The 21,657-nt window shown below is 43.6% G+C and carries 19 protein-coding genes and 2 other annotated features; of the genes, 7 read left to right on the forward strand and 12 right to left on the reverse strand.

The window, feature by feature from the left end; all coding sequences use genetic code 11:
- Nucleotides 1-12: 12 nt before the first annotated feature.
- From trpD to trpE, 3 genes are read right to left on the reverse strand one after another with little or no spacing between them, the layout of a single operon-like run.
- A complete protein-coding gene (gene trpD / locus IGJ26_RS10030; RefSeq protein ID WP_430599587.1) occupies nt 13-1,047 on the reverse strand; it encodes an anthranilate phosphoribosyltransferase in 1,035 nt (344 codons plus the stop codon).
- Nucleotides 1,047-1,643, reverse strand: a complete 597-nt coding sequence (locus IGJ26_RS10035) for an aminodeoxychorismate/anthranilate synthase component II (RefSeq protein WP_005235288.1) — start codon at nt 1,641-1,643, stop codon at nt 1,047-1,049. The genes trpD and IGJ26_RS10035 overlap by 1 nt, the downstream gene beginning before the upstream one ends.
- Nucleotides 1,624-3,030: an anthranilate synthase component I gene (gene trpE, locus IGJ26_RS10040; protein WP_008378527.1), complete on the reverse strand. Its 1,407-nt coding sequence runs from the start codon at nt 3,028-3,030 to the stop codon at nt 1,624-1,626. Before trpE ends, IGJ26_RS10035 begins: the two co-directional genes overlap by 20 nt.
- Nucleotides 3,031-3,088: 58 nt before the next feature.
- Nucleotides 3,089-3,334 (reverse strand) — a binding site (T-box leader).
- 66 nt (nt 3,335-3,400) lie between these two features.
- Nucleotides 3,401-3,613: a binding site (T-box leader), on the reverse strand.
- Nucleotides 3,614-4,425: 812 nt separating this feature from the next.
- Here trpE and IGJ26_RS10045 point away from each other — a divergent pair.
- Nucleotides 4,426-5,877, forward strand: a complete 1,452-nt coding sequence (locus IGJ26_RS10045) for a helix-turn-helix domain-containing protein (protein ID WP_005235280.1) — start codon at nt 4,426-4,428, stop codon at nt 5,875-5,877.
- Between the two features lie 16 nt (nt 5,878-5,893).
- Here IGJ26_RS10045 and IGJ26_RS10050 read toward each other — a convergent pair whose 3' ends face one another.
- The gene (locus IGJ26_RS10050) at nt 5,894-8,458 is read right to left on the reverse strand and encodes an HAD-IC family P-type ATPase (RefSeq protein ID WP_008378529.1); all 2,565 of its coding nucleotides are present in this window, start codon (nt 8,456-8,458) and stop codon (nt 5,894-5,896) included.
- A 269-nt stretch (nt 8,459-8,727) separates the two neighbouring features.
- On the opposite strand from IGJ26_RS10050, the gene IGJ26_RS10055 reads away from it, so the two are divergent.
- Nucleotides 8,728-9,066 (forward strand): RidA family protein, encoded by a 339-nt coding sequence (locus tag IGJ26_RS10055; protein WP_008378531.1) that lies wholly within the window; start codon nt 8,728-8,730, stop codon nt 9,064-9,066.
- A gap of 69 nt (nt 9,067-9,135) precedes the next feature.
- On the opposite strand, the gene IGJ26_RS10060 is transcribed toward IGJ26_RS10055, so the two are convergent.
- Complete coding sequence (locus IGJ26_RS10060; RefSeq protein WP_086373064.1) at nt 9,136-10,302, reverse strand: glycerate kinase family protein; 1,167 nt, start codon at nt 10,300-10,302, stop codon at nt 9,136-9,138.
- 167 nt (nt 10,303-10,469) lie between these two features.
- Between IGJ26_RS10060 and IGJ26_RS10065 the strand changes: the two genes are divergently transcribed.
- Genes IGJ26_RS10065 through IGJ26_RS10080 form a run of 4 tightly spaced genes read left to right on the forward strand, consistent with a single transcriptional unit; the run spans nt 10,470 to nt 13,549 of the window.
- The gene (locus tag IGJ26_RS10065) at nt 10,470-11,660 is read left to right on the forward strand and encodes a helix-turn-helix domain-containing protein (RefSeq protein ID WP_086299351.1); all 1,191 of its coding nucleotides are present in this window, start codon (nt 10,470-10,472) and stop codon (nt 11,658-11,660) included.
- Entirely contained in the window at nt 11,653-11,880 is a 228-nt protein-coding gene (locus tag IGJ26_RS10070; RefSeq protein ID WP_005235274.1) for a PLD nuclease N-terminal domain-containing protein, read from the forward strand. Before IGJ26_RS10065 ends, IGJ26_RS10070 begins: the two co-directional genes overlap by 8 nt.
- Entirely contained in the window at nt 11,877-12,788 is a 912-nt protein-coding gene (locus IGJ26_RS10075) for an ABC transporter ATP-binding protein (protein WP_008378547.1), read from the forward strand. The genes IGJ26_RS10070 and IGJ26_RS10075 overlap by 4 nt, the downstream gene beginning before the upstream one ends.
- Nucleotides 12,785-13,549 carry an ABC transporter permease gene (locus tag IGJ26_RS10080; protein ID WP_016620472.1) on the forward strand — a complete coding sequence of 255 codons (765 nt, stop codon included), beginning with the start codon at nt 12,785-12,787 and terminating at the stop codon, nt 13,547-13,549. Before IGJ26_RS10075 ends, IGJ26_RS10080 begins: the two co-directional genes overlap by 4 nt.
- Nucleotides 13,550-13,601: 52 nt before the next feature.
- On the opposite strand, the gene IGJ26_RS10085 is transcribed toward IGJ26_RS10080, so the two are convergent.
- The 4 genes from IGJ26_RS10085 to IGJ26_RS10100 all read right to left on the reverse strand — a co-directional run bounded on the left by IGJ26_RS10085 (nt 13,602) and on the right by IGJ26_RS10100 (nt 16,475).
- Nucleotides 13,602-14,219 carry a YitT family protein gene (locus IGJ26_RS10085; protein ID WP_008378566.1) on the reverse strand — a complete coding sequence of 206 codons (618 nt, stop codon included), beginning with the start codon at nt 14,217-14,219 and terminating at the stop codon, nt 13,602-13,604.
- 168 nt (nt 14,220-14,387) lie between these two features.
- The gene (locus IGJ26_RS10090) at nt 14,388-14,948 is read right to left on the reverse strand and encodes an NAD(P)H-binding protein (protein WP_008378567.1); all 561 of its coding nucleotides are present in this window, start codon (nt 14,946-14,948) and stop codon (nt 14,388-14,390) included.
- 66 nt (nt 14,949-15,014) lie between these two features.
- Complete coding sequence (locus tag IGJ26_RS10095; RefSeq protein ID WP_005235261.1) at nt 15,015-15,419, reverse strand: MerR family transcriptional regulator; 405 nt, start codon at nt 15,417-15,419, stop codon at nt 15,015-15,017.
- A gap of 75 nt (nt 15,420-15,494) precedes the next feature.
- Nucleotides 15,495-16,475: an aldo/keto reductase gene (locus tag IGJ26_RS10100; RefSeq protein WP_005235260.1), complete on the reverse strand. Its 981-nt coding sequence runs from the start codon at nt 16,473-16,475 to the stop codon at nt 15,495-15,497.
- A gap of 173 nt (nt 16,476-16,648) precedes the next feature.
- Between IGJ26_RS10100 and IGJ26_RS10105 the strand changes: the two genes are divergently transcribed.
- Nucleotides 16,649-17,050 (forward strand): HIT family protein, encoded by a 402-nt coding sequence (locus IGJ26_RS10105; protein ID WP_254905026.1) that lies wholly within the window; start codon nt 16,649-16,651, stop codon nt 17,048-17,050.
- A 67-nt stretch (nt 17,051-17,117) separates the two neighbouring features.
- On the opposite strand, the gene IGJ26_RS10110 is transcribed toward IGJ26_RS10105, so the two are convergent.
- From IGJ26_RS10110 to IGJ26_RS10120, 3 genes are read right to left on the reverse strand one after another with little or no spacing between them, the layout of a single operon-like run.
- The gene (locus IGJ26_RS10110) at nt 17,118-17,966 is read right to left on the reverse strand and encodes a PRD domain-containing protein (RefSeq protein ID WP_005235258.1); all 849 of its coding nucleotides are present in this window, start codon (nt 17,964-17,966) and stop codon (nt 17,118-17,120) included.
- Nucleotides 17,967-17,986: 20 nt separating this feature from the next.
- Nucleotides 17,987-19,450, reverse strand: a complete 1,464-nt coding sequence (locus tag IGJ26_RS10115; RefSeq protein ID WP_194199565.1) for a family 1 glycosylhydrolase — start codon at nt 19,448-19,450, stop codon at nt 17,987-17,989.
- A gap of 46 nt (nt 19,451-19,496) precedes the next feature.
- Complete coding sequence (locus IGJ26_RS10120; protein ID WP_016620474.1) at nt 19,497-21,329, reverse strand: beta-glucoside-specific PTS transporter subunit IIABC; 1,833 nt, start codon at nt 21,327-21,329, stop codon at nt 19,497-19,499.
- Between the last annotated feature and the right edge of the window lie 328 nt (nt 21,330-21,657).

The following is a 21,657-nucleotide window of genomic DNA, read 5'->3' on the forward strand; positions in this document are numbered from 1 at the left end:
CAGCTCTCGTAGTTAATGGCTATTTGACTGACGAATCAGCATCTGCAGTTTGTCGTAGGCCGCACCCGAAGCGATACACGCTCGTGCCATCGCAAAGCCTTCCGCTAGGGTGGCGGCTTTGCCGTTGGTATAAAAGCCTAACCCTGCATTTAAGACCACTGTCTCTAGATAAACGGAAGGGTCATTTTTCAAAACTGCTGTTAAGATCGCGGCGTTTTGAGCCGCATCTCCGCCGACGATCGCCTCGATCGGTGCTGGCGTAAAGCCATACGCTTGCGGATCCAAAGAAAAATTCGTCACCTTTCCTTCGTGATAAAAACTGATCGCCGTTTCACCAGCCAAATTGGCTTCATCCATCCCATTACATCCATGGATCACCATTGCTCGTTGCCGACCAAGACTGCCTAACGCCTGAGCGGTGTCTACCAAGCTCTCGCCAGCGTAAGTACCGATCAGTTGCGTAGTCAACGGAACAGGATTGATCAAAGGGCCTAATAGATTAAAAATCGTTGGTGTCGCTAATTCTTGCCGTATTTTCATCACTGCTTTCATGCCCGGATGCAACGACGGGGCGAAGAGAAAAGCGATGCCGACTGTCGCTAATAGATCGGCGATTTTTTCTGGTGATGCTTGAATTGCCACCCCCAAGCATGCTAAGACATCGGCACTGCCTGAACGACTAGAGATACTGCGATTGCCGTGTTTTGCCATCGTGATTCCCCCAGCTGCTAAAACGAAGGCAGCCGTAGTGGAGACATTAAAACTATTGGCGTGGTCGCCACCAGTGCCGCAATTGTCCATGGTGTCTCCTCCTTCATAAGGAATGGTCACGGCATGCTCTAACATAATTTCTGCTAAAGCAGTCAATTCGGCGGCTGTGATGCCGTTGATCTTCATCGCAACTAACGCTGCCCCCAATTGACTTTCTGAAAACACCCCGCTTAAAATTCCTTGAGCAAAGTGGCGCATCTCCTGATAACTTAAATGACGGCCATTAAATAATTGCTGAGTGATTTGTTGCGGCGGCTGCTTTTTTAGTGCTTGCATTAAAGATTCCTCCTTTTTTCATCTTGTGTTTTTTCTGTATTATCCGAGACGAGTTTAAGAAACTGTTCTATGAAAAATGCCCCCTCGTTTGTTCCCATTGATTCTGGATGGAATTGGAGTCCTACGATTGGTTTTTCGCGATGCTGAATCGCCATGATGATCCCTTCTGTTTCAGCCAACACCTCAAATTCCGCTGAAAGTGTCGCTGGCTCAATGACAAGCGAGTGATAGCGCATGACAGTCATGTCTCCTAGGTAGGTTTCGAATACGCCTTTTTTCTGATACGTAAGGGTCGATTGCTTGCCGTGCATAATAGCTGGTGCTTGGACCACTTTGGCACCAAACGCTTCACCAATGGCTTGATGACCTAAGCAGATGCCTAAAAGCGGCTTGCTATCATGGTATGTTTTGATCAAAGAAATCATGAATCCTGCCTCTTCGGGACGCCCTGGTCCCGGGGAAAAAATGATGCCATCTGCTTCTTTAGCAACAATAAAAAGCTCTGGATCGTCATTTCGCAAGACGATCGTATCCGCTGGACATTGCTGGACTAAGTTATACGTAAAGGAATCATAATTATCGACGAGTAAAATCATTGGCTGACACCTCCAATAGTGCTTTGGCTTTGTGTAATGTTTCTTGGTATTCAGATGAAGGATCAGAATCATAAACGATCCCCGCCCCTGCTTGGACATAAGCGATCTCGTCTTTCAATACCAATGTCCGAATCCCGATGGCAAAATCCGCTTGATCATTTCGTGAAAAATAACCAACTGCACCAGCATAGACCCCTCTTCGAACAGCTTCCCACTGATAGATGCGAGTCATGGCACGAATCTTTGGTGCCCCGCTGACCGTGCCTGCTGGCAGGGTTGCTTTCAAGGCATCCATTGCCGTCACACCTGCTCTGCGCTTGGCAGCCACTACCGAAACGATGTGCATGACATAGCGGTATTTCTCGATCACCATGTATAAAGGAACATGAACCGTCCCATGTTCAGCGATCCGCCCTAAATCATTGCGCCCAAGATCGATAAGCATCTGATGCTCTGCACGTTCTTTTTCATCTGCCAATAGTTCATTTGCCAAAGCTTCGTCTTCTGCTTTGGTTGCACCTCGTTTGCGGGTACCAGCGATCGGATTCGTGGTGATTTCGTCGCCTTGAACGCGAATCAGGCTTTCAGGTGAGCTACCAATCACTTTAAATCCGTGATCGAAATCAAGATAATAGAGATACGCGGAAGGATTTGTCACTCGTAGTTTGCGGTAATAGTCAAAGGGCTCTTGTTTAAATGACGCTTTCAGACGTTGCGAAGGAACGACTTGGAACATGTCTCCCGCCGTAATTCGGGCTTTCGCCTCTTGAACGATCGCTTCAAAGGCTTGCTGTGTGACATTGCTGGTAAACTGCAGTTTTTCGTTTGACAATACACGGGTCTCAGCGGCGACTGGTGTCCTTAACTGCTGCTTCACTGCTTGCATTACCTGCTCCATCTCGACGGGTCCTCTTTGGCTATAGCAATTTTCAAGAATGATCGTTAAAGTTTCCGTCTGATGGTCCAAAACGAGAAAAGTTTCGAAAAGCCAAAAGGCCATATCAGGCACTTGCAATTCATCTGCGGGCAGTTGTCCGATGTCTTCATAGCAAGCGGCGATATCATAGCCCGCATACCCGATAGCCCCACTTTGCAGCGGTAGATTCGGTAAAGCGCTAATTTCCTTTTTGACTACATACCCTTCCATTTCTTTTAAAGGGTCCTGACACGGGTACTTGTTGACCGTTTTTTTCAAAAGATCCTCCACTTCAAAAACACCATCCTTAAAGGTCAGTTTCTGAACAGGATCAAAGGTGAGGATCGAATAGCGTCCGGTATCTTCTTCTCTGGGAATACTTTCCAATAAACATTTATGCGCCCCTTGAATCCGTAGAAAAACTGAGACAGGTGTCAAACAATCGCTGTTGATTCGTTCCATTCGATACATAAGCTGCTCCTTTCTTTGTAAACAAAAAGCCCTCAAGCAAACGCCATAAAAACGTCTGCTTGAGGGCGAATGATCGCGGTACCACCTCAATTGAAGTTGCCCAAATAAACAACTTCTTCTCTATCAACCGTCAAACAACGGTCTTCCTCTATAACGGGAGTTCTCGCATTTTCCTACTGCCAAAAAAGGGTTCAAAAAATGATCGGCTAAGGCCATTTCCTTGATTTCTTGGTGCCGGACTCTCATCACCGCCGACTTTCTGTAACCAAAAAAGACTCAAGTACTTCTCTTAGTTTGATTTTACGTTTATTTTTTTATTGGTTGAAGGGCAAGAAAAACAAAAAAGCCCTCAGGCAAACAAACTTGTCTGCCTGAGGGCGATTACTCACGGTGCCACCTCAATTGGTTCTCTAGATCGTCTATCAACGATCGTTCTCTGTAACGGGAGTTCCCGGAAAAAGCCTACTGATTTCAGCCTTTCGACACAAAAGTCCATTTCTGAAGCGTCAATCTGCTGATTTGCACCACCATCAGCTCTCTGCAAGACGAACGTCCTCATACTTCTCTTTTGTTTAGTCTTAATGAGTTATTGGTAGCTATATTACGCGGCTTTTGTTGATCTGTCAACAGGAAAAAGCGAATTTTATTTTTTTGACTCCTTTTGACAAAACAAGAAAACATCCTGCAACGGTTTGTCTTAACCAAAATGACGACACATTCTTTAGGCCAAAAATGCCCTTCACTTCTTTCAGATTACTTAATTATAGTTGCTGATTCATTTAAATAATATTTGTTTTTTTATAACCCTTTCGTGAAGATCAAGCTACGAAATATTCGCTATCTTTTACCAAAAAATCGACATTTACCCAAAATTTTCATGACATCATGAAAAAACAGAATTGTTATTCAAAATATTATTCTATATGATTGAACCGGATATAAGAAAGGGTGATTAAATGCACATAGACAAATTATATTTCTCCACCTTTATTTATAAAATGAGCTGCTTAGAATTTACTTACTCTCTCATTCAATCCAATGAGAAAAATGCCGATTTATCAGAGGAAGAACAAGCAGAAATTGAATGGATCATCGACTCTGCTCTCCATCGAAAACTCTACGCCTCTCGCAAAAAGAGTCTTTTTTCCTCAAAAATAAAATTATCGAAAGAAAGTTATTCTTTGTATTTGCGAATGAAGAAATACGAACATATGATAGACCTCTAACCGTTAAAACACATAAAAAACCTCATTCCTTTAGACAGTTACTCAGAAGGATACCCATTCCATCTTTTTTAATAGAAAAACATCATTCGGTGAATTGGAAATAGCAAAACTTGCCTTTTTCGTATAAAATCAAAAAGAACACGAAAGACTCAGAAAGGAAGTTTTTGTCATGGATGGGATGATGAAAAAAATCATTACCGAGAAGGATTTATTACGTCAGATCCTTCTCTTGGAACAACTGGCGAATCACAAAATGATCACTGCCAAGCAACTAGCAAAATTGATCGATACGACGGAACGAACGGTTTTTTCTGATATAACCTATATTCGTCAACAATTACCCGAAGGTTGGCAGATTGAAGCCGCCAGTAATGGCTTTGCTTTGACCCATGATGGGCCATTGTTGATGAGTCAGCTATGGGAAACGTTTTTCCCTCAATCGATCGGTGTTTCTTTAATGAAAGCATTGCTTTTTTCCAGCGAACTTAGCACGCAAGAAATTCTTGGCCAAGCAGGAACTTCCTATGAAACTTTGCGGCGGCATATTACAAAATTAAATAAAAGTTTGACGGATTTTTCCTTACGGATTCGCATCACAAATCGCGTGATCCGCTTTGAAGGAAGTGAGATCAATATTCGGGTCTTTTTCCATCGACTTTTACTGCCTTATACCCATAACAATTACTTTTTTGAGGAATATACAATTCATGAGTCCCACTATCAACATTTTTTACAGCGTCTGGGCAAAGATAAACTCCAAATCGACGTAGAACAAATCTTCGGTACTTGCTGGTTTTTTATCAATACAATCCGTATCAAGGCCAATTGCCGCATGGATTCCTTCGAATTTAATGGGGATGATCCCCTCTACGGTCTTTTCCAACAGCCATTAAGTTATCTCTACCAAAAAGAAGGCGTATATTTAGAATGCAGCGAACACTTCTTTAGCTTCTACTGTTTTTTAGAAAGCTGGAACTACAATAACGATTGGTCCCAAACGATTCAAGCGACTCTTGAAACGTATCAAACCATTCACGATAAAACGACCCATTTTGTCGAACAATTAGCCCGCTCGTTGCAGCTACCTCTCGCTAGCGGGACGCAGCTGATTGAGAATCTGTTGCTGCTCTTGATCAAAACGCAAGAGTCTGCCAAACTCTCAGAATGGTTTGGGTTAGAATTTCACGAGATCCAGCGCTTGAATCAGCCCTATTCGCTACCGATAGAAGCAACGATCCATGACTTTTTAGAAGAACAGACAAACAGTCAAAGGGAAACGAGTTTTCCTTTATGGTCAACCACCACCTTGTTGATCCAACAGGCTATTTTACAAATCAACCCTATCCGGGCAAAGGGATACTTTATCTTTCAAGGGGAGCCAGCATGGAAAGCTTACCTTATGCAAGAATTGAATGACTTTCTCGGAGCACGTATTCTACTATCGGCGATCGAACCAGGTCAACTAGAAGGGCTATCGGCAACCGACGTTGATTTTGTTTTGTCAAACTTCCCATTAGATGATGCCCCTGTCCCAGTCTTTTATTTATCGATGGTACCGACCAAAAATGAGCTCAATCAAGTGACTGAGCTCATTCAAACCTATTATTTAAGTTATCACTAGAATCATCAAGCTGCCTTTATTGTTTCACTGGGGCAGCTTTTTGACGTCCTTGCAGCTTGTTTGTAATAAATTTCTCACCTTCGACGACTGTGAAAAGAAGTGCCCCGTTGGCTGCAATGCTCAACTGCTGCATCAGCGTCAAAGAACCAATCCCTAAAAGCTGGTGTCCGATAGGTGTTAGGAAAATCGCTGCCTGCAATACAATCAGTAGTGCCAGGGAGACTAAGAGTGCTTTATTGGCAAAGAGTTGGCGATTCAACGCCGGCTTTACCAGCTCACGACAGTTCAGTAAGTAGACTGCTTGAGCAAAGACGATACTTTGCAGTAGCATGCTTTGTTGAAGGACCGTTCCTTCAAACTGAATCGCTAAGACGTAGGAAGGAATCATGATTAACAGCGAGACATAGAAGATGCGGAACAGACTGTACCAAGATAAGATACCTTCTTTGATTGGCCGTGGTGGTCGATTCATGACATCCGCACTTGCCTTCTCAAAACCGAGTGCGTAAGAAAGCGTGATGGTTGTCACCATATTTACCCATAAAATTTGTACAGGTGTCAGTGGCAGTGGTCGGTTCAACAAGAGTGCCGCAATAACGATCAATCCTTGTGCAACAGCCGTTGGTAAGAAGAAGTTGATGGTTTTCTTCAAATTATCGTAGATCCGTCGACCCACTCGGACGGCATTGGCGATCGTATGAAAATTATCGTCTGCCAAAACCATATCGGCTGCTTGCTTGGTTACTTCACTGCCTTTGATCCCCATAGCGATCCCAATGTCGGCTTTTTTCAGCGCTGGTGCATCGTTTACACCATCGCCGGTCATTCCGACAATCTCTTCATTCGCCTGCAAAGCACTAACGATCCGTAATTTATGCTCTGGGGTCGTTCGAGCAAAGATATCTGTCTTTTGGACTGCTTGCTGCAACTCCTCCTCAGACAGCAGATCGATTTCCAGCCCTTCCAACACGTGATTCGTGTGCTTCAATCCAATTTGCTTGCCGATAGCTTGAGCGGTCTTGCCATGATCTCCTGTGATCATTTTGACTTGGATGCCCGCTTGCAAGCACTCTTTTACCGCTTTGATGGCACTGTCTTTCGGAGGATCAATGATGCCAGCGATCCCAACAAAGGTTAAATTGATGAGTGCTTCGTGGGACAAGGACTCCTGTGCCGACAGCGTCAGATGCGCAAAGCCGATCAGTCGCTGCCCTTTCGCTGCTAATTTTGCACTTTCATCTAACCACCATTGCTTTTGATCTGAAGTCAGTTGGCTTTTCTCAAGCAACACTTCGGGCGCACCCTTGACAAACACTACCGAGTCATTCGGCTCTTCTTGATTTTGATGGCGTGTTGCCATGTACTTGTAAGAGGAACTAAAAGGAATTTTATCGACTGTTTTACGCAATGGTTGCTGCGCTAATTCTGCGTATTGTAACAAGGCTTTTTCGGTTGGGTTTCCAACGAGTTCAGCCGCCTTTTGTCCTTCGTCTTGCTTCAAATCTTGACAATTTGCCATGATATCAAGCGCCGTTGCTTTATCCACGTTTGACTCAACTAAGACATCGACGACCGTCATTTCATTTTTGGTCAAGGTTCCTGTTTTGTCTGAACAAATCACCGTCATGGCACCTAGTGTCTCCACTGATGGCATCGTTTTGATGATTGCTTGCTCCTCAGACATTTCCTTGACACCCATCGATAAAATCATGGTCAGCACGGCTGGCAAGCCCTCAGGAATCATTGCTACAACTAATGCGATACCTGATGAGAACAAGAGATCAAGATCAAAGCCGTAGCGGAAGGTAGTAAAGAAGATCAAGAAAATCACTAATCCGATAATGCCTTTAAAGATTTGGTGATTCAATTGCTTCATTTTTTTGATCAACGGGGTTTCTTGCGCTTTCACAGACTGAATTGCTTGATTGATCTGGCCGATTTGTGTATCGTCTCCTGTTTCAACGACGATCCCGCTGGCAGTTCCGCTTTCTACATGGGTACCAGAAAACGCCATGTTCCGCTGGTCACCAATCGTACTTTCTTGAGTAATGGGTTCGGTCATTTTTTGAACTGGCTCAGATTCGCCGGTTAAGATAGACTCTTCAATCACAAGATCATGGGTTTCGATCAAGCGCATATCTGCTGGTACGACATCTCCTGGTCCTAAAACGACTAAATCTCCGTTTACTAAGGAAGAAACAGCAATTTTCTTCTTGCGGCCATGAACATAAATTGTTGCTTCTTGCCCCATGAATTGCTTCAACCCATCCAGTGACTCTTGGGCTTTACGCTCTTGCCAGTAGCCGACTAATCCATTGATGACGACGACCGCCATAATAATGCCGCTTTCGATATAATCACCCGAAACCCCTTTTAAAACGGCTGCGACGATTAAGACCAACATCAGTAAGTCTGTAAAATGCTTGCCGACTTTCTTCCATGTAGGGATCTGCGCAGCCTCAGTAATTTTATTTTCACCTTGCTTTGCTAAACGCTGGTTGCGTTCTTCGGAGGAAAGGCCCTGCCGTGTTGTTTGCAACGTATGTAATAGTTCTTCTGTTGTGTTTTTGTACCAATTCATATTTTTTTCCTCCTTGTTTATTTATTTGATCTGAACATAGTATAAGACATTAAAACCATAAAATTCTGGCGATAATTTCAGTGGAGCCTGAAAAAAATGAGTGTTTTTATTAAAGGGGAAGGGCGGCTTCGTCCCGTGGTTTCACAAAACCAACAGAAAACGTTTGTTGATTGTTTTTGCAGGTGTAATCAAGTAAACTAAGACACACCCAATCAATTGCTATCTGTCCCTATCATCCAAAGGTAAGATAGAAGAAAGGAGCCAAATTAATGGCAATCTATACCGATACAAAAATCACGCAGGGACCTTTTCTTTTCATTTCTGGTCAAACGCCGTCACAAGACGGAGCCACACCTGAGGACCCGCAAGAGCAAACAGCCATCGTTTTGAAGAAAATCGAAGAGCATTTATCAGCCAATCAACTGTCTTGGTCATCAGTGGTCAAGATGACCGTCTTTTTAACGGATGCTGCTTACTTAGCTGCTGTCCGTACGGCATTCACAACCATTTTGGCAGAAAACAAACCGGCCATGAGTCTCGTCATCGTTGCCGGCTTGGTTGCCCCTGAATTTAAAGTGGAGATTGAAGCACAAGCCACCTTGGCTTAAAAAGGCGCAACACCAAAAAACTTCGTACTGGCGATTGCCTTCCCTACGAAGTTTTTTGGTGTTTGCTTCTTATTTGGTTGGAAAATCAGTGACTTCTGAAGGAGCTGATCCGGTCTTTTTTTGCCACTGCTCCACAAAGCCGGCGATGGCTTGAGCAATCTGTTGAGCATTAATCAAGGTTCGCTTTTTTTCCATCGCTTCTGCCAAGGAAACTGGTCCTTGTTGGATACTGAAGACTGTTGGAAGCAATTGCGACAGTTCACCGAGACGTTCGGTTCGGGAGCCACAGATTGCAACAATTGGGAGTTGGCGTTTTTGAGCGATCAAAGCGACACCATAGGGTACTTTCCCCCTAGCTGTTTGGCCATCGATACGACCTTCACCTGTGATCAATAAGTCTGCTCCTTTGATTTTTTCCTCAAATCCAATCAAGGAAGCAATCGTCGAAAATCCCGGAACCAACTGACCACCTGCCAAATAAACCGCACCACCAAGGCCCCCAGCTGCACCAGCACCAGGGACTTCCAAATCGATCCCCGTGGTCCGCTTGATGTGTTCAGCCAAACGCTTTGCTTGTTGATCCAACTGCTGGATCGTTTCTTTGGTTGCCCCTTTCTGTGAACCAAAAACTGACGCAAATCCTTGTTCACCTGAATAAGGATTTGTTACATCGGCTAAAGCAAACAGGTCAATTTGTGCAAGCAGAGGGTTCAACTGGCTGAGCTCCAGAGATTCTGCCTGTAGCAAAGGATTGTTTTCCATTCGCACGTTTCTTTGAATGGTTGCTCCTAACGCAAGTAAAAAGCCTACGCCCCCATCAGAAGTGCCGCTACCGCCAAGGGTCAGGTAAATTTTTTTCACTCCTTGTCTGCAAGCTGCTAAGACCATTTGGCCTAAACCAAAAGAAGAGCTATTGCGGGTGGTCTCGTCACTAGGTTCCACGAGTTGCAATCCGATCACTTCCGCAGATTCAATCAAAGCGATTTTTTCTTCATTGATTTTTGTGACCAACATACGGGCTTGCAACTTACCACCTAATGGGTCGGTCACTGGAACCGTTTCGTAATTGCCTCCAAACGCAGCAAAAACTGCTGCCATCGAGCCTTCTCCCCCATCAGCGATGGGAATACTACATTTTTCCCACTGGTCTGAAAACCCGCTTAAGACCGCTTGATTTAATTCTGCGGAAGTGGCGCTTCCTTTGAAGGAATCAATCGCTGCTATAATTTTCATCATTCTGCCTCTCCTTCTAGATCATCTCTTTGTCAGAGATGGGGGCACCTACGTTAATAATCAACCTATGGTTAATCAAATCAACCAAAAGTTAACTAGTAATCCATTGTAAGTTATCCCTTCTCCTCTTATGATAGAAGTATATCAAACAAACCTATCGGAGGTGTACTATGGACTTACCAATTGGCGAGGAAATCGCCCGGAGAAGAAAACACAGAGGCGTTACGCAGCAAGAATTAGCAGCATTTATGAACGTGTCAAAAGCATCCGTTTCAAAATGGGAAACGGGACAGACGTATCCAGATATCACTTCACTGCCCTTATTAGCGGCGTATTTTGATTGCAGCGTCGATGAATTATTGATTTTAGATTCGCAGCTATCACCTAAAGAGATCCAGCGAATCTACCAATTATTAAAAGACGCCTTCCAAACAAAAACACCAACGGAAGTTCTCGCTCTTGCTCAAAGTTTTACCAAACGGTATTACTCTTGTTATCCATTCTTATTACAAATGGGGTCCTTTTACTTGAATCATTGGGATCTGTTGCCGGATGTCCCCGTAGAAGGCGTCCCGAAAGGGCAAACTTACGAAGACGCTTTGATGGAAGCAAAGAAAAATACCTATTTGAAGGAAGCAGAAACCCTGTACCAACGGATCATGGACCAAGGAGACAGTGAGCTGGCACAACAAGCGAAACAGATCGATGCTTATTGTCTTCTGATGAGAAACAAGCCAGAAGAAGTCTTGGCGATCCTTGGCACGAAAACTCTCTCTTTTTTACCTAGCGAACCGTTGATTGCCGCAGCATTTCAGCAAAACAATCAGTTGCAACAAGCTGAGATCGTTACGCAAAGTGCGATTTACCAGTACTTAATTATTTTTATGAGTTTGCTAACGAATTATTTAGCAATGCTCACACAAGACGAGGAGCAACTGGAAAAAACCTATGCACGTGGACTGGCACTCAGCGAGAGCTTCCAACTGGCCGAATTGCATCCCCTCTCTTTACTGAATTTTCTAGCCGCTGGGATGGTTTCGTTTGCTGCTTTAGGAAAAGAAAGCTTATTGTTACAAGCATTAACGCTGTATGTCAAAACATTAGAAGCTACTCCAGAGGAAATCGTTTTGAAAGGAGATGATTATTTCAACAGCATCGATGAGTGGATCAGTGAATTAGAATTAGGGAGTCAGATCCCGCGTAACTCAGGTAGTGTCAAAAAACAATTTCTTGCAATAGCACAGCTGACACCCTTGTTTGAACCGTATCAAGAAAAACCCCCATTTAAAGAGTTGTTTCAGCGCTTGAGCAATCTGGCTGAACAAGTATCTAATTCGCAAAGGAGTGACTCACATGAATAGTTTTTCACTAAACGTACCAGAAAATATATCTGATTATTTGCCCATACTGATCCCTCTGATTCTTTTGCAATTGATCTTGATCGTTTTGGCAGTTCGAGATATTTTAAAACAAGAACAATTTAAGTTCGGCTCTCGTATTCTTTGGCTCTTCATCGCCTGTTTTGTTAGCCTGATCGGTCCTATCCTTTATTTTGCTTTTGGAAAAGGGGATCAACAATGAAGATGATCGAGATCAATCACTTATCCAAACGTTTTGGGCACAAACAAGTGCTACAAGACCTATCCTTTTCGGTCCCCAAAGGGAGTGTCGTGGGATTTGTAGGGGAAAACGGCGCTGGCAAAACAACCACTATGAAAGCGATTTTAGGGTTACTCCCTATTGATGAAGGCGAAATCACTGTCTGTGGCGAACCAGTACAATTTGGCTCAACCAAGACCAATCGCTGGATCGGCTATTTGCCAGATGTGCCGCAGTTTTACTCTTTTATGACAGCTGTAGAATATTTGACTTTCTGCGGAAAAATTCAGCCAAATAAAGAATCTTTTCAGCCTCAGCGAGTGATGGAAGTCTTAGAGTTGGTAGGCCTGGAAGCTTCGAAACAAAAAATCGCTGGCTTTTCTCGCGGCATGAAGCAACGTCTAGGGTTAGCCCAAGCTCTGATCAACCGCCCCGCCATCTTGATTTGTGATGAACCAACATCCGCACTAGACCCTCTCGGACGCAAAGCATTTCTTGATGTATTGGAAAAAATCAAAGAAGAAACGACAGTGCTTTTTTCCTCTCATATTCTCGCAGATGTCGAACAGCTGTCAGATTATATTGCAATTTTGCACAAAGGTCAGATCCGTGCGTTCGAAACGATGGATTCCTTAAAAAACCGTTATCGAAAAACCGTCTTTGGGATTGTCTTTACCGACGAAGGAGACCATTTAAAATTTGCCAAAGTGTTAGCAATCCATGGCATTTCGGCGAAAAGAAAGAACAATCAATTACTGATCGATGAACAAACTGGAACCAATATCGGTTCACAGTTGCTACAATTGCTGAACGAACAACACATTGTCCCAGAATCCTTTCAAAGAATCGAACCATCGTTAGAGTCGATTTATTTGGAGGTGATCAAATGAATGCGTTTCTTGTTTTCTTAAAGAAAGAGTTTCTCGGCGGTCTTCGTAGCAAAAAACTACTGATTTGCTTGATCCTGTTTGCCCTGATTGGTATGCTTTCTCCCTTTACTGCCAAAATTATGCCAGATCTGATGGCCAGTATGATGCCGGAATCGATTGAAATCACGATTGCTGATCCGACATCGATCGATGCGTGGCTTCAGTTTTACAGCAACATCGGCACGATTGGCCTGCTAATATTTGTGATTCTTTTTACCGATACGCTCTCAGCCGAAATAAATCAGGGTACCTTTATTCAGCTGATCACCAGAGGCTTACCAAAAACCACGATCGTCATAGCAAAAGCTTGCTATTTGATGATTCTTTGGTCTTTGAGTTACCTTATAAGTGCCAGTGTCAGTGCTTTTTATACGATGATTTATTTCGATGATTCCAGCGCTGCTCAAGTCCCTAGCGCTTTGGTCAGCTATTGGCTTTTCGGTTTACTAGCAATCAGCATCCTGCTGCTAGGTTCCAGCTTTGCTAAAAGTATCTATCAAGGTTTGTTGTTTATTGGCGTCTGTTATCTGATGGGCACGTTAGGCAACCTATGGAGTCAAGTAACAAACTGGAATCCATATTCCCTTTCCAGCCAATTTCCTAACTACTTAACCGACCAAATCAAACTAGGGGAACTGCTGCCAGCACTGTTGTTAACTTGCTTTTTGATCATCGCTTGTTTGACTGGTTCCATAGCTGTTCTAAGAAAAAGAAAATATTAAAAAACATCGGTGCAGATTTTTTGCACCGATGTTTTGCTTCTGAAATGTTACTCTATTTTGCTGTTCCTTGGACTTTCACAGATTTCTTGGCCTGCATTTTTTGTTCGATTCTCATGAAGAGCCGCATGAAGAAGGCAATCAAGTAGATTGAAAAGGCAGAAATAAGTGCTTCTTGCCAAGAAAAGATCAGAAGGTTCAATAAGATGATGATCAAATTGGTCAAGAAAACCCCACTAGATCTGCGAATGCCATAGTATTTTTCCAAAATTAGTGGCGGAATCGTCACGCCGCCATTAGACGCACCAATTTTGTAGAGCGAAAAGATGCCGAAGCTAAAGAAGAAACTACCTAAAATCAATGAGATGGAATAAAAGCGCAGCAGCATAATTTCTGGTAAAAGTGCTAGAAGAACGGGAAATGCCAAACTACCGATAACCGTATTGACAAAGACCTCTCGTTTCAAAAGTAAAAACGCAAGGGCCAGCATCAATAAATTTATACCCCAGACAACGATATGGCGATTGATCGACCAGCCAGTTTCGATGAGGTAGCCAATCGACCCGACACCGGCAGAAGCAATGCTGTGAGGTAAAAGGAAGAAGTTTAATGCGATGCAGATCCATAGCACCCCAAGCAATAAAGCAAGATTTTTTTTGATAAGTGTTTCCATCAACGTTCTCCTTTCGATCTGGCAACTATTTTTATGTATAAAAGCTTCTGTCTATTCTATCAAAAAAATCGTAAAAGAAAGAACCAATTTTTTCATGAAAACATGAAAAAATTGATTCTGACCTTCAAGAAAGTATTCTGCTATTTTTTCATTCCTTTAAGATTGCTGTTAAGCTGCACAGCAATCACAAGCGGAAAGGATTTCTTCTACAACAGATTCCCGCCATGCTCTTCTATTCGCCATACGTTTCTTCTCTGACGGCAAATGAACAAAGTAAACCGACAATTCTGATCCTTTAATCAATTGATAGGACATCAAGCGATTTTTTTGCTGCAATAACAGCTGATGCTTTTTCGGGGAAAGGGAAAGATCAGTTGCGGACACCAATTGCTTTAATGCCTCTGGATGACAAAGGTTTCTTTCTGGTGCGACACTGATCAATTGGCTGACCTCTGCTAATTTCATCGCCTCGATCACCCGCAGCGTTGCCCGCGGATCATGGATATCCGTCAAAAAAACCGACTGGCAACCTTGCAATGCCCGAACGAGTCGCCCTAAATCGAGAAAGTCACCATCAATGATCGTCTCACGCGCAGCATCAATCTGTTGCAAACGCTCCGTTGCCTGGCGGGCATAGAGTACTAGGGAGAAATTGGTTCTTTCTAAAAGTGTTTGGCGTGTCAGCTGCCCAATCGTTCCAGCAGCACCTAAAATCGCAAGTCGTTTCATAAGCTTCCTTTCTATTGGATTCCATTGAGCAGAACGTTTCAATTTCCATAGTAGCGAATTCAGTCATTAAGACTTAGTGACCAAATTGGCTTTTCGTTGACGCAATCGTTCTTCTGTCGGCAGAACATGCTCGTCGTAATGTTCTAGTTTGTATTCTAAACGTTCAACAGCTTCCGTCATATCTGAGATTTTCTCCCTGAGTACCGCAATTTGTTCTGCTAAGAGCTGCTTGCGCTCAGGAACCGTCCCTCGCCCTTCTTCAAATAAAGCCAGGTAATGACTCAACCCATCAATCGATAGTCCAGCATTACGCATTTGCCTAGTAAAGGTGATCCATTTTAAGTCGTCATCATCAAATTCACGAACACCGTTTTTATTGCGTTTGACCGGCGGAATCAGCCCAATTTTTTCATAGTAACGGATGGTATCAGCTGAGACACCGCTCAGTTCACTGACTTTTTTGATATTCATGACTTCACTTCCTTGTTTTGCATTTTTTCCTAGATCGATTTACATGCTACGAGCCAGAAGCCCTTTTGTTACTCGTTATTCCGCTCCTACCACTGCATGAGGCAAGTAAGGCTCTTCCAAATAAGCAATCTCTTCGGCAGTCAGCTTTAGATCAAGGGCAGGTAAAGCATCCAATAAGTGGCTTTCTTTTGTTGCGCCAATAATTGGTGCGACCACTTGTTCTTTTTGCAATAACCAAGCCAAGGCGATTTGCGACCGTTTGCTTTGGTGATTGTCAGCGATCTTTGCGACTCGTGCCACGATCTCCCGGTCTTGTTCCATCGTTTTGTCGTACTTTTGATTGGCGGTTTTATCCGTTAAGTACCGTTTGGTCTCTGCACCCCAATCTCTTGTTAAACGTCCAGCAGCCAAAGGACTATATGGCGTCACGGCAATTTTTTGATCGGCACACAAGGGCATCATTTCTCGCTCTTCTTCTCGATAAAGCAAGTTTAAGTGATTTTGCATCGAAACAAATTTGGTCCAGCCATTTTTCTCTGCAACTGCTTGTGCTTTGGCAAATTGCCAAGCGTACATCGCGGATGCACCAATATAGCGCACTTTTCCAGAAACCACCAAATCATGTAAGGCCTTCATGGTTTCTTCAATTGGCGTGTGGTAATCCCAACGATGGATGATATACAAATCAATGTAGTCCATTTGTAGGCGTTTTAAGCTTTGTTCGACTTGATAAAAGATCGCTTTTCGAGACAGCCCTCCACTGTTTGGCCGTTGCTTCATTTTTGAATACAGTTTTGTGGCAACCACGATCTCATCCCGCGGAGCAAAATCATTCAATGCTCGACCGACGATTTCTTCGCTCGCTCCATAAGAATAGACATTTGCCGTATCAAAAAAGTTGATGCCTAGATCCAAGGCTTTTTTGATGACTTCGCGACTATCTGCTTCTTCTAACACCCACTCATGAAAGCCACTATTGGGATCGCCAAATCCCATTGTCCCTAAACATAATGGTGACACATCAAGTCCCGTATTGCCAAATTTTACATAGTTCATTTGCTCGTCCTCCTGTTTTTTAAGTTACACTAAGCATACAGGTTGAAGTGCACTCTAAGTCAAGCGAATCAGCAAACTTTTTTTCATTTTACTCGCAAATGACTCATAATGACATGCTTTTTGTCGTGCGTTTCATTTCGAATCAGCTTTTGGTACACTAAAGATAAGTATCGATACGCTATCTAGCTGAGAAAAAGGAGCGGAAGATTTTGACTTGTATTTTTTGTACTGCCTCAAAACATGCGATCATTGAAAACGAACGCTTTTATGCGATCTTTGATAAGTTTCCCGTCACCCCTGGACACCTGCTATTGATCCCCAAAGAACATCGAAGGGATTATTTTGCCCTCACCCAAGAGGAATTACAAGACTTGCAGGCTTTGTTGCAGGAAGGCAAAGCCTATTTGTTGGAAACCTATCGACCAGACGGCTTCAACATCGGCTTCAATTGCGGGGAGGCTGCCGGACAGACGGTCTTTCATTGCCATTGTCATTTGATCCCACGCTACCAAGGCGACGTGGAGGAACCAAAAGGCGGCGTTCGAGGCGTGATTCCTGACAAGCAAGCCTACTAAATACAAACGAGCCGTTTCTTCCAGCAAAGGGAAACGGCTTGTTTGTGTTTGTTAAAAATGAGGACGCTTAGGAATTGATCGCTGAATGGTTCATCAACCGATTGATATGAACGCCTAGATAGACGATTTCATTGACAGGGATCTTCGTTTGATATTCTTTATCGATATAGGCTTTGACTTTTGTCGCGATCTCCATAGCATTTGGATAAAGAGCCCACATTTGACGGTATAGTCCTTCGTCTTCTTCTTGCAGCAGACCATCCAAAAAGAACCGGTCAACGAAGAAACGCACGTGGGTGATAAAGCGATTATAATGGATCGAATTGGTGTTGACGTCTTGCTGGATCGAGTAGCGTACCATATTGACGATCAACCCGATCAATTTGGCTTTTTTCAACCCATCTTGATTTTCCTCGGTGTTCGACTGGGCATTGATCAAATGAAACGCGATATTGGAGGCTTCTTCTTCCGGCAGATCAATTTGATACTTCTCTTTCAACAAGCGTAGTGCCTGTTCGGCGGCTCGAAATTCCTCCGTATAGTAATTCTTGATTTCCCAATAGAGCCGATTCGTCACACTCAAGCCTTTTTGCTGACGTTCCACAGCAAAGTGCAAGTGATCCGATAAGGTAAGGTAAATCGTTGAATTTAGCGGATACGGCAGCATTTTTTGCGCCAGCTGAACGATTTCTTTGGTCATTTCAAAATAGTACAACGGAATCTCATCCACCAAATCGGCAAACTGACCCGATTTTTTTTCATCGATTGGCAGAAAAACTTGATCGATCTGGGTATCGGCTATGCTGTCGCCGACTTTCTTTCCATAGCCGATCCCCTTCCCAAGTGCAATCATTTCCTGGCCTTCCTTATCAACAAGTACGACACTTGAATTTAAGACTTTCTTGATGTAAATCATGCACTCTCGCTCCTCACTGTTTATTCTGCCAAACTTGCGCCATTGGTAGCGATCACTTCTTTGTACCAATCGAAGGAATCTTTTTTCATACGGTCATAACTGCCGTTTCCTTCATCATCGGCATCCACATAAATGAAGCCGTAGCGTTTCGTCACTTGTGACGTCCCCGCACTGACCAGATCGATCGGTGCCCATGAAGTATAACCAATCAAATCGACTCCTTCATCGATGGCTTCCTTCATTTGTTTGAAGTGTGCCTTGAAATAATCGACCCGATACGGATCATGCACTTGACCGTCTTCAAGGACATCCACGGCACCCATACCATTTTCAACGATCATCAATGGCACTTGATACCGATCATACAATGAAAGCAAGGAGATTTTCAAGCCTTTAGGATCGATCTGCCAGCCCCATTCAGTTGACGGCAGCTTGGGATTTTTTACCCCTAAAACCGTATTGCCCGGTGTCCGTTCCGCATGTGGGTCGCCTGATTCAGCCATAGACATATAATAACTGAAAGAAAGAAAATCAACGGTGTGATCTTTTAAGATTTGGCGGTCTTCTGGTGCCATTTCAATCTTGATGCCCCGTTTTTCGAGATCTTTTTCAATCATTCGCGGATAAGCACCTTTGACTTGAACGTCCGCATAAAAATCATTTTCCAAGTTTTTCTTTAAAGTTAATTCAACATCCAATGGGTCACAAGTCAATGGATACGTCATCAACTTCGTGATCATACAGCCGACTTTGTTGTCGGGATTTATTTCATGGGCGATTTTTGTCACTAATGAGCTGGCCACAAATTGGTGATGGAGGGCTTGATATACGTCTTGCTCTTCCTTACCAGCTTCTGATTGCTCAGGAATGAGACCTGCTGTTGTAAAAGGATGACGATGGATACTGTCGATTTCGTTAAAGGTCAGCCAATACTCCACATACTCCCCAAATTCTTCAAAGCAGACGGTCGCAAAACGGACAAAGTCATCGATCACTTTACGTTCCACCCAGCCATTGTACTTCAAGCTCAGCGCTAACGGCATCTCATAGTGAGACAACGTTACGATCGGTTTGATTCCCAAACGCTGCATTTCTTGGAAGACATTGCGGTAAAAAGTGATCCCTTCTGGATTGGGTGTCGTTTCTTCCCCAGTTGGGAACAAGCGGGTCCATGCAATCGATAAACGCAATACTTTAAAACCTATCTCCGCAAATAAAGCCAAATCTTCTGGATAGCGATGATAGAAGTCGATCCCTCGGCGTTTTGGATAGATGGTATCCGTTGAATCCGCCATTGCTTCTTTGACGGCTTCAACAGTCACACTCATATGTGCTGCAAAGTTTTTCACGTCGACATGAGGTTTGTAAGTAGCCACATCCGCTACCGACAAGCCTTTGCCGCCAAGATTCCATCCCCCTTCTACTTGATTTGCGGCGATAGCGCCACCCCATAAGAAGTCCTTTGGAAAAGTTGTTTCAGTCATTTTTTCAATCCTCTTTTACATTGTTTTTGTTGCATTGCTCATTGGTTTAGACGATCGGTGCAATCGATAGAACGCCTTGTTCGTTGCGCTCATCAGTTGATTTGATCGGTTTGACCGTAAAGTTTTCTTGATTGGTGACCACACAGATCACGATTGGATCAAATCCAGCTGCTTTGATGGCATCTAGATCAAATTGAATCAGGGGTTGCCCTTGTTTCACTTGATCCCCCGCTTTCACATAAGGGGTAAAGTGTTTGCCTTCTAATTGAACGGTATCCAAGCCGATATGAAAGAGCAATTCTGCGCCATTACGAGTTTTTAACCCGATCGCATGGTTGGTTTCAAACAACATCGTGATTTCGCCATCTTCCGGTGCGATCAATTCGCCAGACGTCGGGATAATCCCGAAACCTTCTCCAATCATACCGCTTGAAAAGACTTCATCGTTGACTTCAGATAGGGCTACCACTTGGCCTTCTACTGGTTTACTCAATACTTCGGCTTTCGGATCGGCAACTGTCGTCTTATTTTCCACTGTTTTGTCTTTGAATAAGAAAAGGACAAGGACGAAGGAAACAGCAAAGGATACCCCTAACGTGACTAATGCCCACACAAGATTCATCGGGTTGGCTTCATCGACGAACATAGTGATACTTGCTAGACCGGGACCAACTAATGCGAAGGCCTTGATGGCAAACAACCCAGCCACTGCACCACCAACTAGGCTGGAAGCCATCACGCCGTAAAGCACTCGTTTGTGCAGGATCGTCACCCCATACAAAGCAGGCTCGGTTATGCCAAAAAGGGCGGAGATGCCTGCAGAAACAGCAGTTGAACGAAGTTTTTGGTCTTTGGTCCGAACACTCACCGCAAAACAAGCACCGGCTTCTGCGATGTTATGTGCCAATGAGGCAGGTAAGTATAACAGCTCTGCCCCCATCTCACTCATAGACGAAACAGCATAAGGAATCATAGCTTTGTGCATACCGGTAACCACCATCAATGGTAAAACAGCGGCTAAGATCCCTGTTGCCACCCAACCTAAATGGGCATACAGCCAAATGATCGCTGCTGAAAAAATCGTTCCGACTTCAAAGCCTAATGGGCCTAAAATCAATAAAGCAACTGGAACCGTAATAACTAAGCTCATCATTGGAACAAAGAAGATACGGATCGGTTTTGGTGAGATTCGGGTAAACAGTTTTTCAATTTGAGCGTAAAATAAAACCGTTAAAATAGCTGGAAATACTTGTGACGCATAGGCGATATTTTGTAAACCGAAGCCCATGAAAGCTGCGCCATCTGTCAATAGTGTCGTTAGTTCAGGCAAAATCAAGGCACCGACAGCGGAAACCGCCACCAATTGGTTAACCTTTAATTTATTTGCCGTGGTGATCGCCACTAAAATCGGTAAGAAATACAATGGTGCGCCACCGATCAGATTCAAAATTTGATACGTCTGGCTCGTATTGTCCATCAATCCAGTGACAGAAGCAAGTAACAGTAAGGATTTCAAGACGCCCCCTCCAGCGACTGCTGGAATCAACGGTTGAAAAATCGAGATAATAAAATCAAGCAGGACCGCACCCCACGATTGTTTTTGTTTGCCTTCACTTCCTCCATCCGCTGTTAGCTCATGACCTAACACGTTCATAACCTCATCATACACTTCGACGACATCATTGCCGATGATGACTTGGCATTGGACATTTTGTCGCACCCCAATCACGCCATCGACTTTTTCCAAGGCATCTTTTTGTACGAGGCCATTGTCTTTTAAGGTAAAGCGCAAGCGTGTGGAGCAATGTTCCAAATGTGCGATATTTTCTTTTCCGCCAATCAACTCAACGATGGCAGTTGCCGTTTCTTTTACATTCATAATTTTCTTCTCCTTTAATTAGTTTTCCTTTGTTGGCCAAACAAAGAAAAAAGCAGACAACACCTACAAAAACATTGAACGGAATCCAACGATCCCTTCCATGTTTTTTATAGGTCCTGCCTGCATTACCAGTCACATGCCTGTTTTATTACTTGCATAATACCATGCTTCATTTGAAAACGCAACCACTGTTTTTTAAAAATTTTCCTCAAGTCTTTTTCTGAATCTGGAAGTTTGTTACACTTAGTGGATAATCAGTTGTTTCGTCTACCTTGGCTTGCACCAGAAGCAAGAAGAACACCGCTGGCTAAACGTATCATAAGAAAGG

The organism is Enterococcus sp. AZ095a (assembly GCF_050546735.1).
GTDB classification, from domain to species: Bacteria; Bacillota; Bacilli; order Lactobacillales; family Enterococcaceae; genus Enterococcus_D; species Enterococcus_D entomosocium.

Bases quoted from the DNA above. Each gene is read 5' to 3' on its own strand.
- trpD (WP_430599587.1), bottom strand. From the start codon at position 1,047: ATGCAAGCACTAAAAAAGCAGCCGCCGCAACAAATCACTCAGCAATTA.
- IGJ26_RS10035 (WP_005235288.1), bottom strand. From the start codon at position 1,643: ATGATTTTACTCGTCGATAATTATGATTCCTTTACGTATAACTTAGTC.
- trpE (WP_008378527.1), bottom strand. From the start codon at position 3,030: ATGTATCGAATGGAACGAATCAACAGCGATTGTTTGACACCTGTCTCA.
- IGJ26_RS10045 (WP_005235280.1), top strand. From the start codon at position 4,426: ATGGATGGGATGATGAAAAAAATCATTACCGAGAAGGATTTATTACGT.
- IGJ26_RS10050 (WP_008378529.1), bottom strand. From the start codon at position 8,458: ATGAATTGGTACAAAAACACAACAGAAGAACTATTACATACGTTGCAA.
- IGJ26_RS10055 (WP_008378531.1), top strand. From the start codon at position 8,728: ATGGCAATCTATACCGATACAAAAATCACGCAGGGACCTTTTCTTTTC.
- IGJ26_RS10060 (WP_086373064.1), bottom strand. From the start codon at position 10,302: ATGATGAAAATTATAGCAGCGATTGATTCCTTCAAAGGAAGCGCCACT.
- IGJ26_RS10065 (WP_086299351.1), top strand. From the start codon at position 10,470: ATGGACTTACCAATTGGCGAGGAAATCGCCCGGAGAAGAAAACACAGA.
- IGJ26_RS10070 (WP_005235274.1), top strand. From the start codon at position 11,653: ATGAATAGTTTTTCACTAAACGTACCAGAAAATATATCTGATTATTTG.
- IGJ26_RS10075 (WP_008378547.1), top strand. From the start codon at position 11,877: ATGAAGATGATCGAGATCAATCACTTATCCAAACGTTTTGGGCACAAA.
- IGJ26_RS10080 (WP_016620472.1), top strand. From the start codon at position 12,785: ATGAATGCGTTTCTTGTTTTCTTAAAGAAAGAGTTTCTCGGCGGTCTT.
- IGJ26_RS10085 (WP_008378566.1), bottom strand. From the start codon at position 14,219: ATGGAAACACTTATCAAAAAAAATCTTGCTTTATTGCTTGGGGTGCTA.
- IGJ26_RS10090 (WP_008378567.1), bottom strand. From the start codon at position 14,948: ATGAAACGACTTGCGATTTTAGGTGCTGCTGGAACGATTGGGCAGCTG.
- IGJ26_RS10095 (WP_005235261.1), bottom strand. From the start codon at position 15,419: ATGAATATCAAAAAAGTCAGTGAACTGAGCGGTGTCTCAGCTGATACC.
- IGJ26_RS10100 (WP_005235260.1), bottom strand. From the start codon at position 16,475: ATGAACTATGTAAAATTTGGCAATACGGGACTTGATGTGTCACCATTA.
- IGJ26_RS10110 (WP_005235258.1), bottom strand. From the start codon at position 17,966: ATGATTTACATCAAGAAAGTCTTAAATTCAAGTGTCGTACTTGTTGAT.
- IGJ26_RS10115 (WP_194199565.1), bottom strand. From the start codon at position 19,450: ATGACTGAAACAACTTTTCCAAAGGACTTCTTATGGGGTGGCGCTATC.
- IGJ26_RS10120 (WP_016620474.1), bottom strand. From the start codon at position 21,329: ATGAATGTAAAAGAAACGGCAACTGCCATCGTTGAGTTGATTGGCGGA.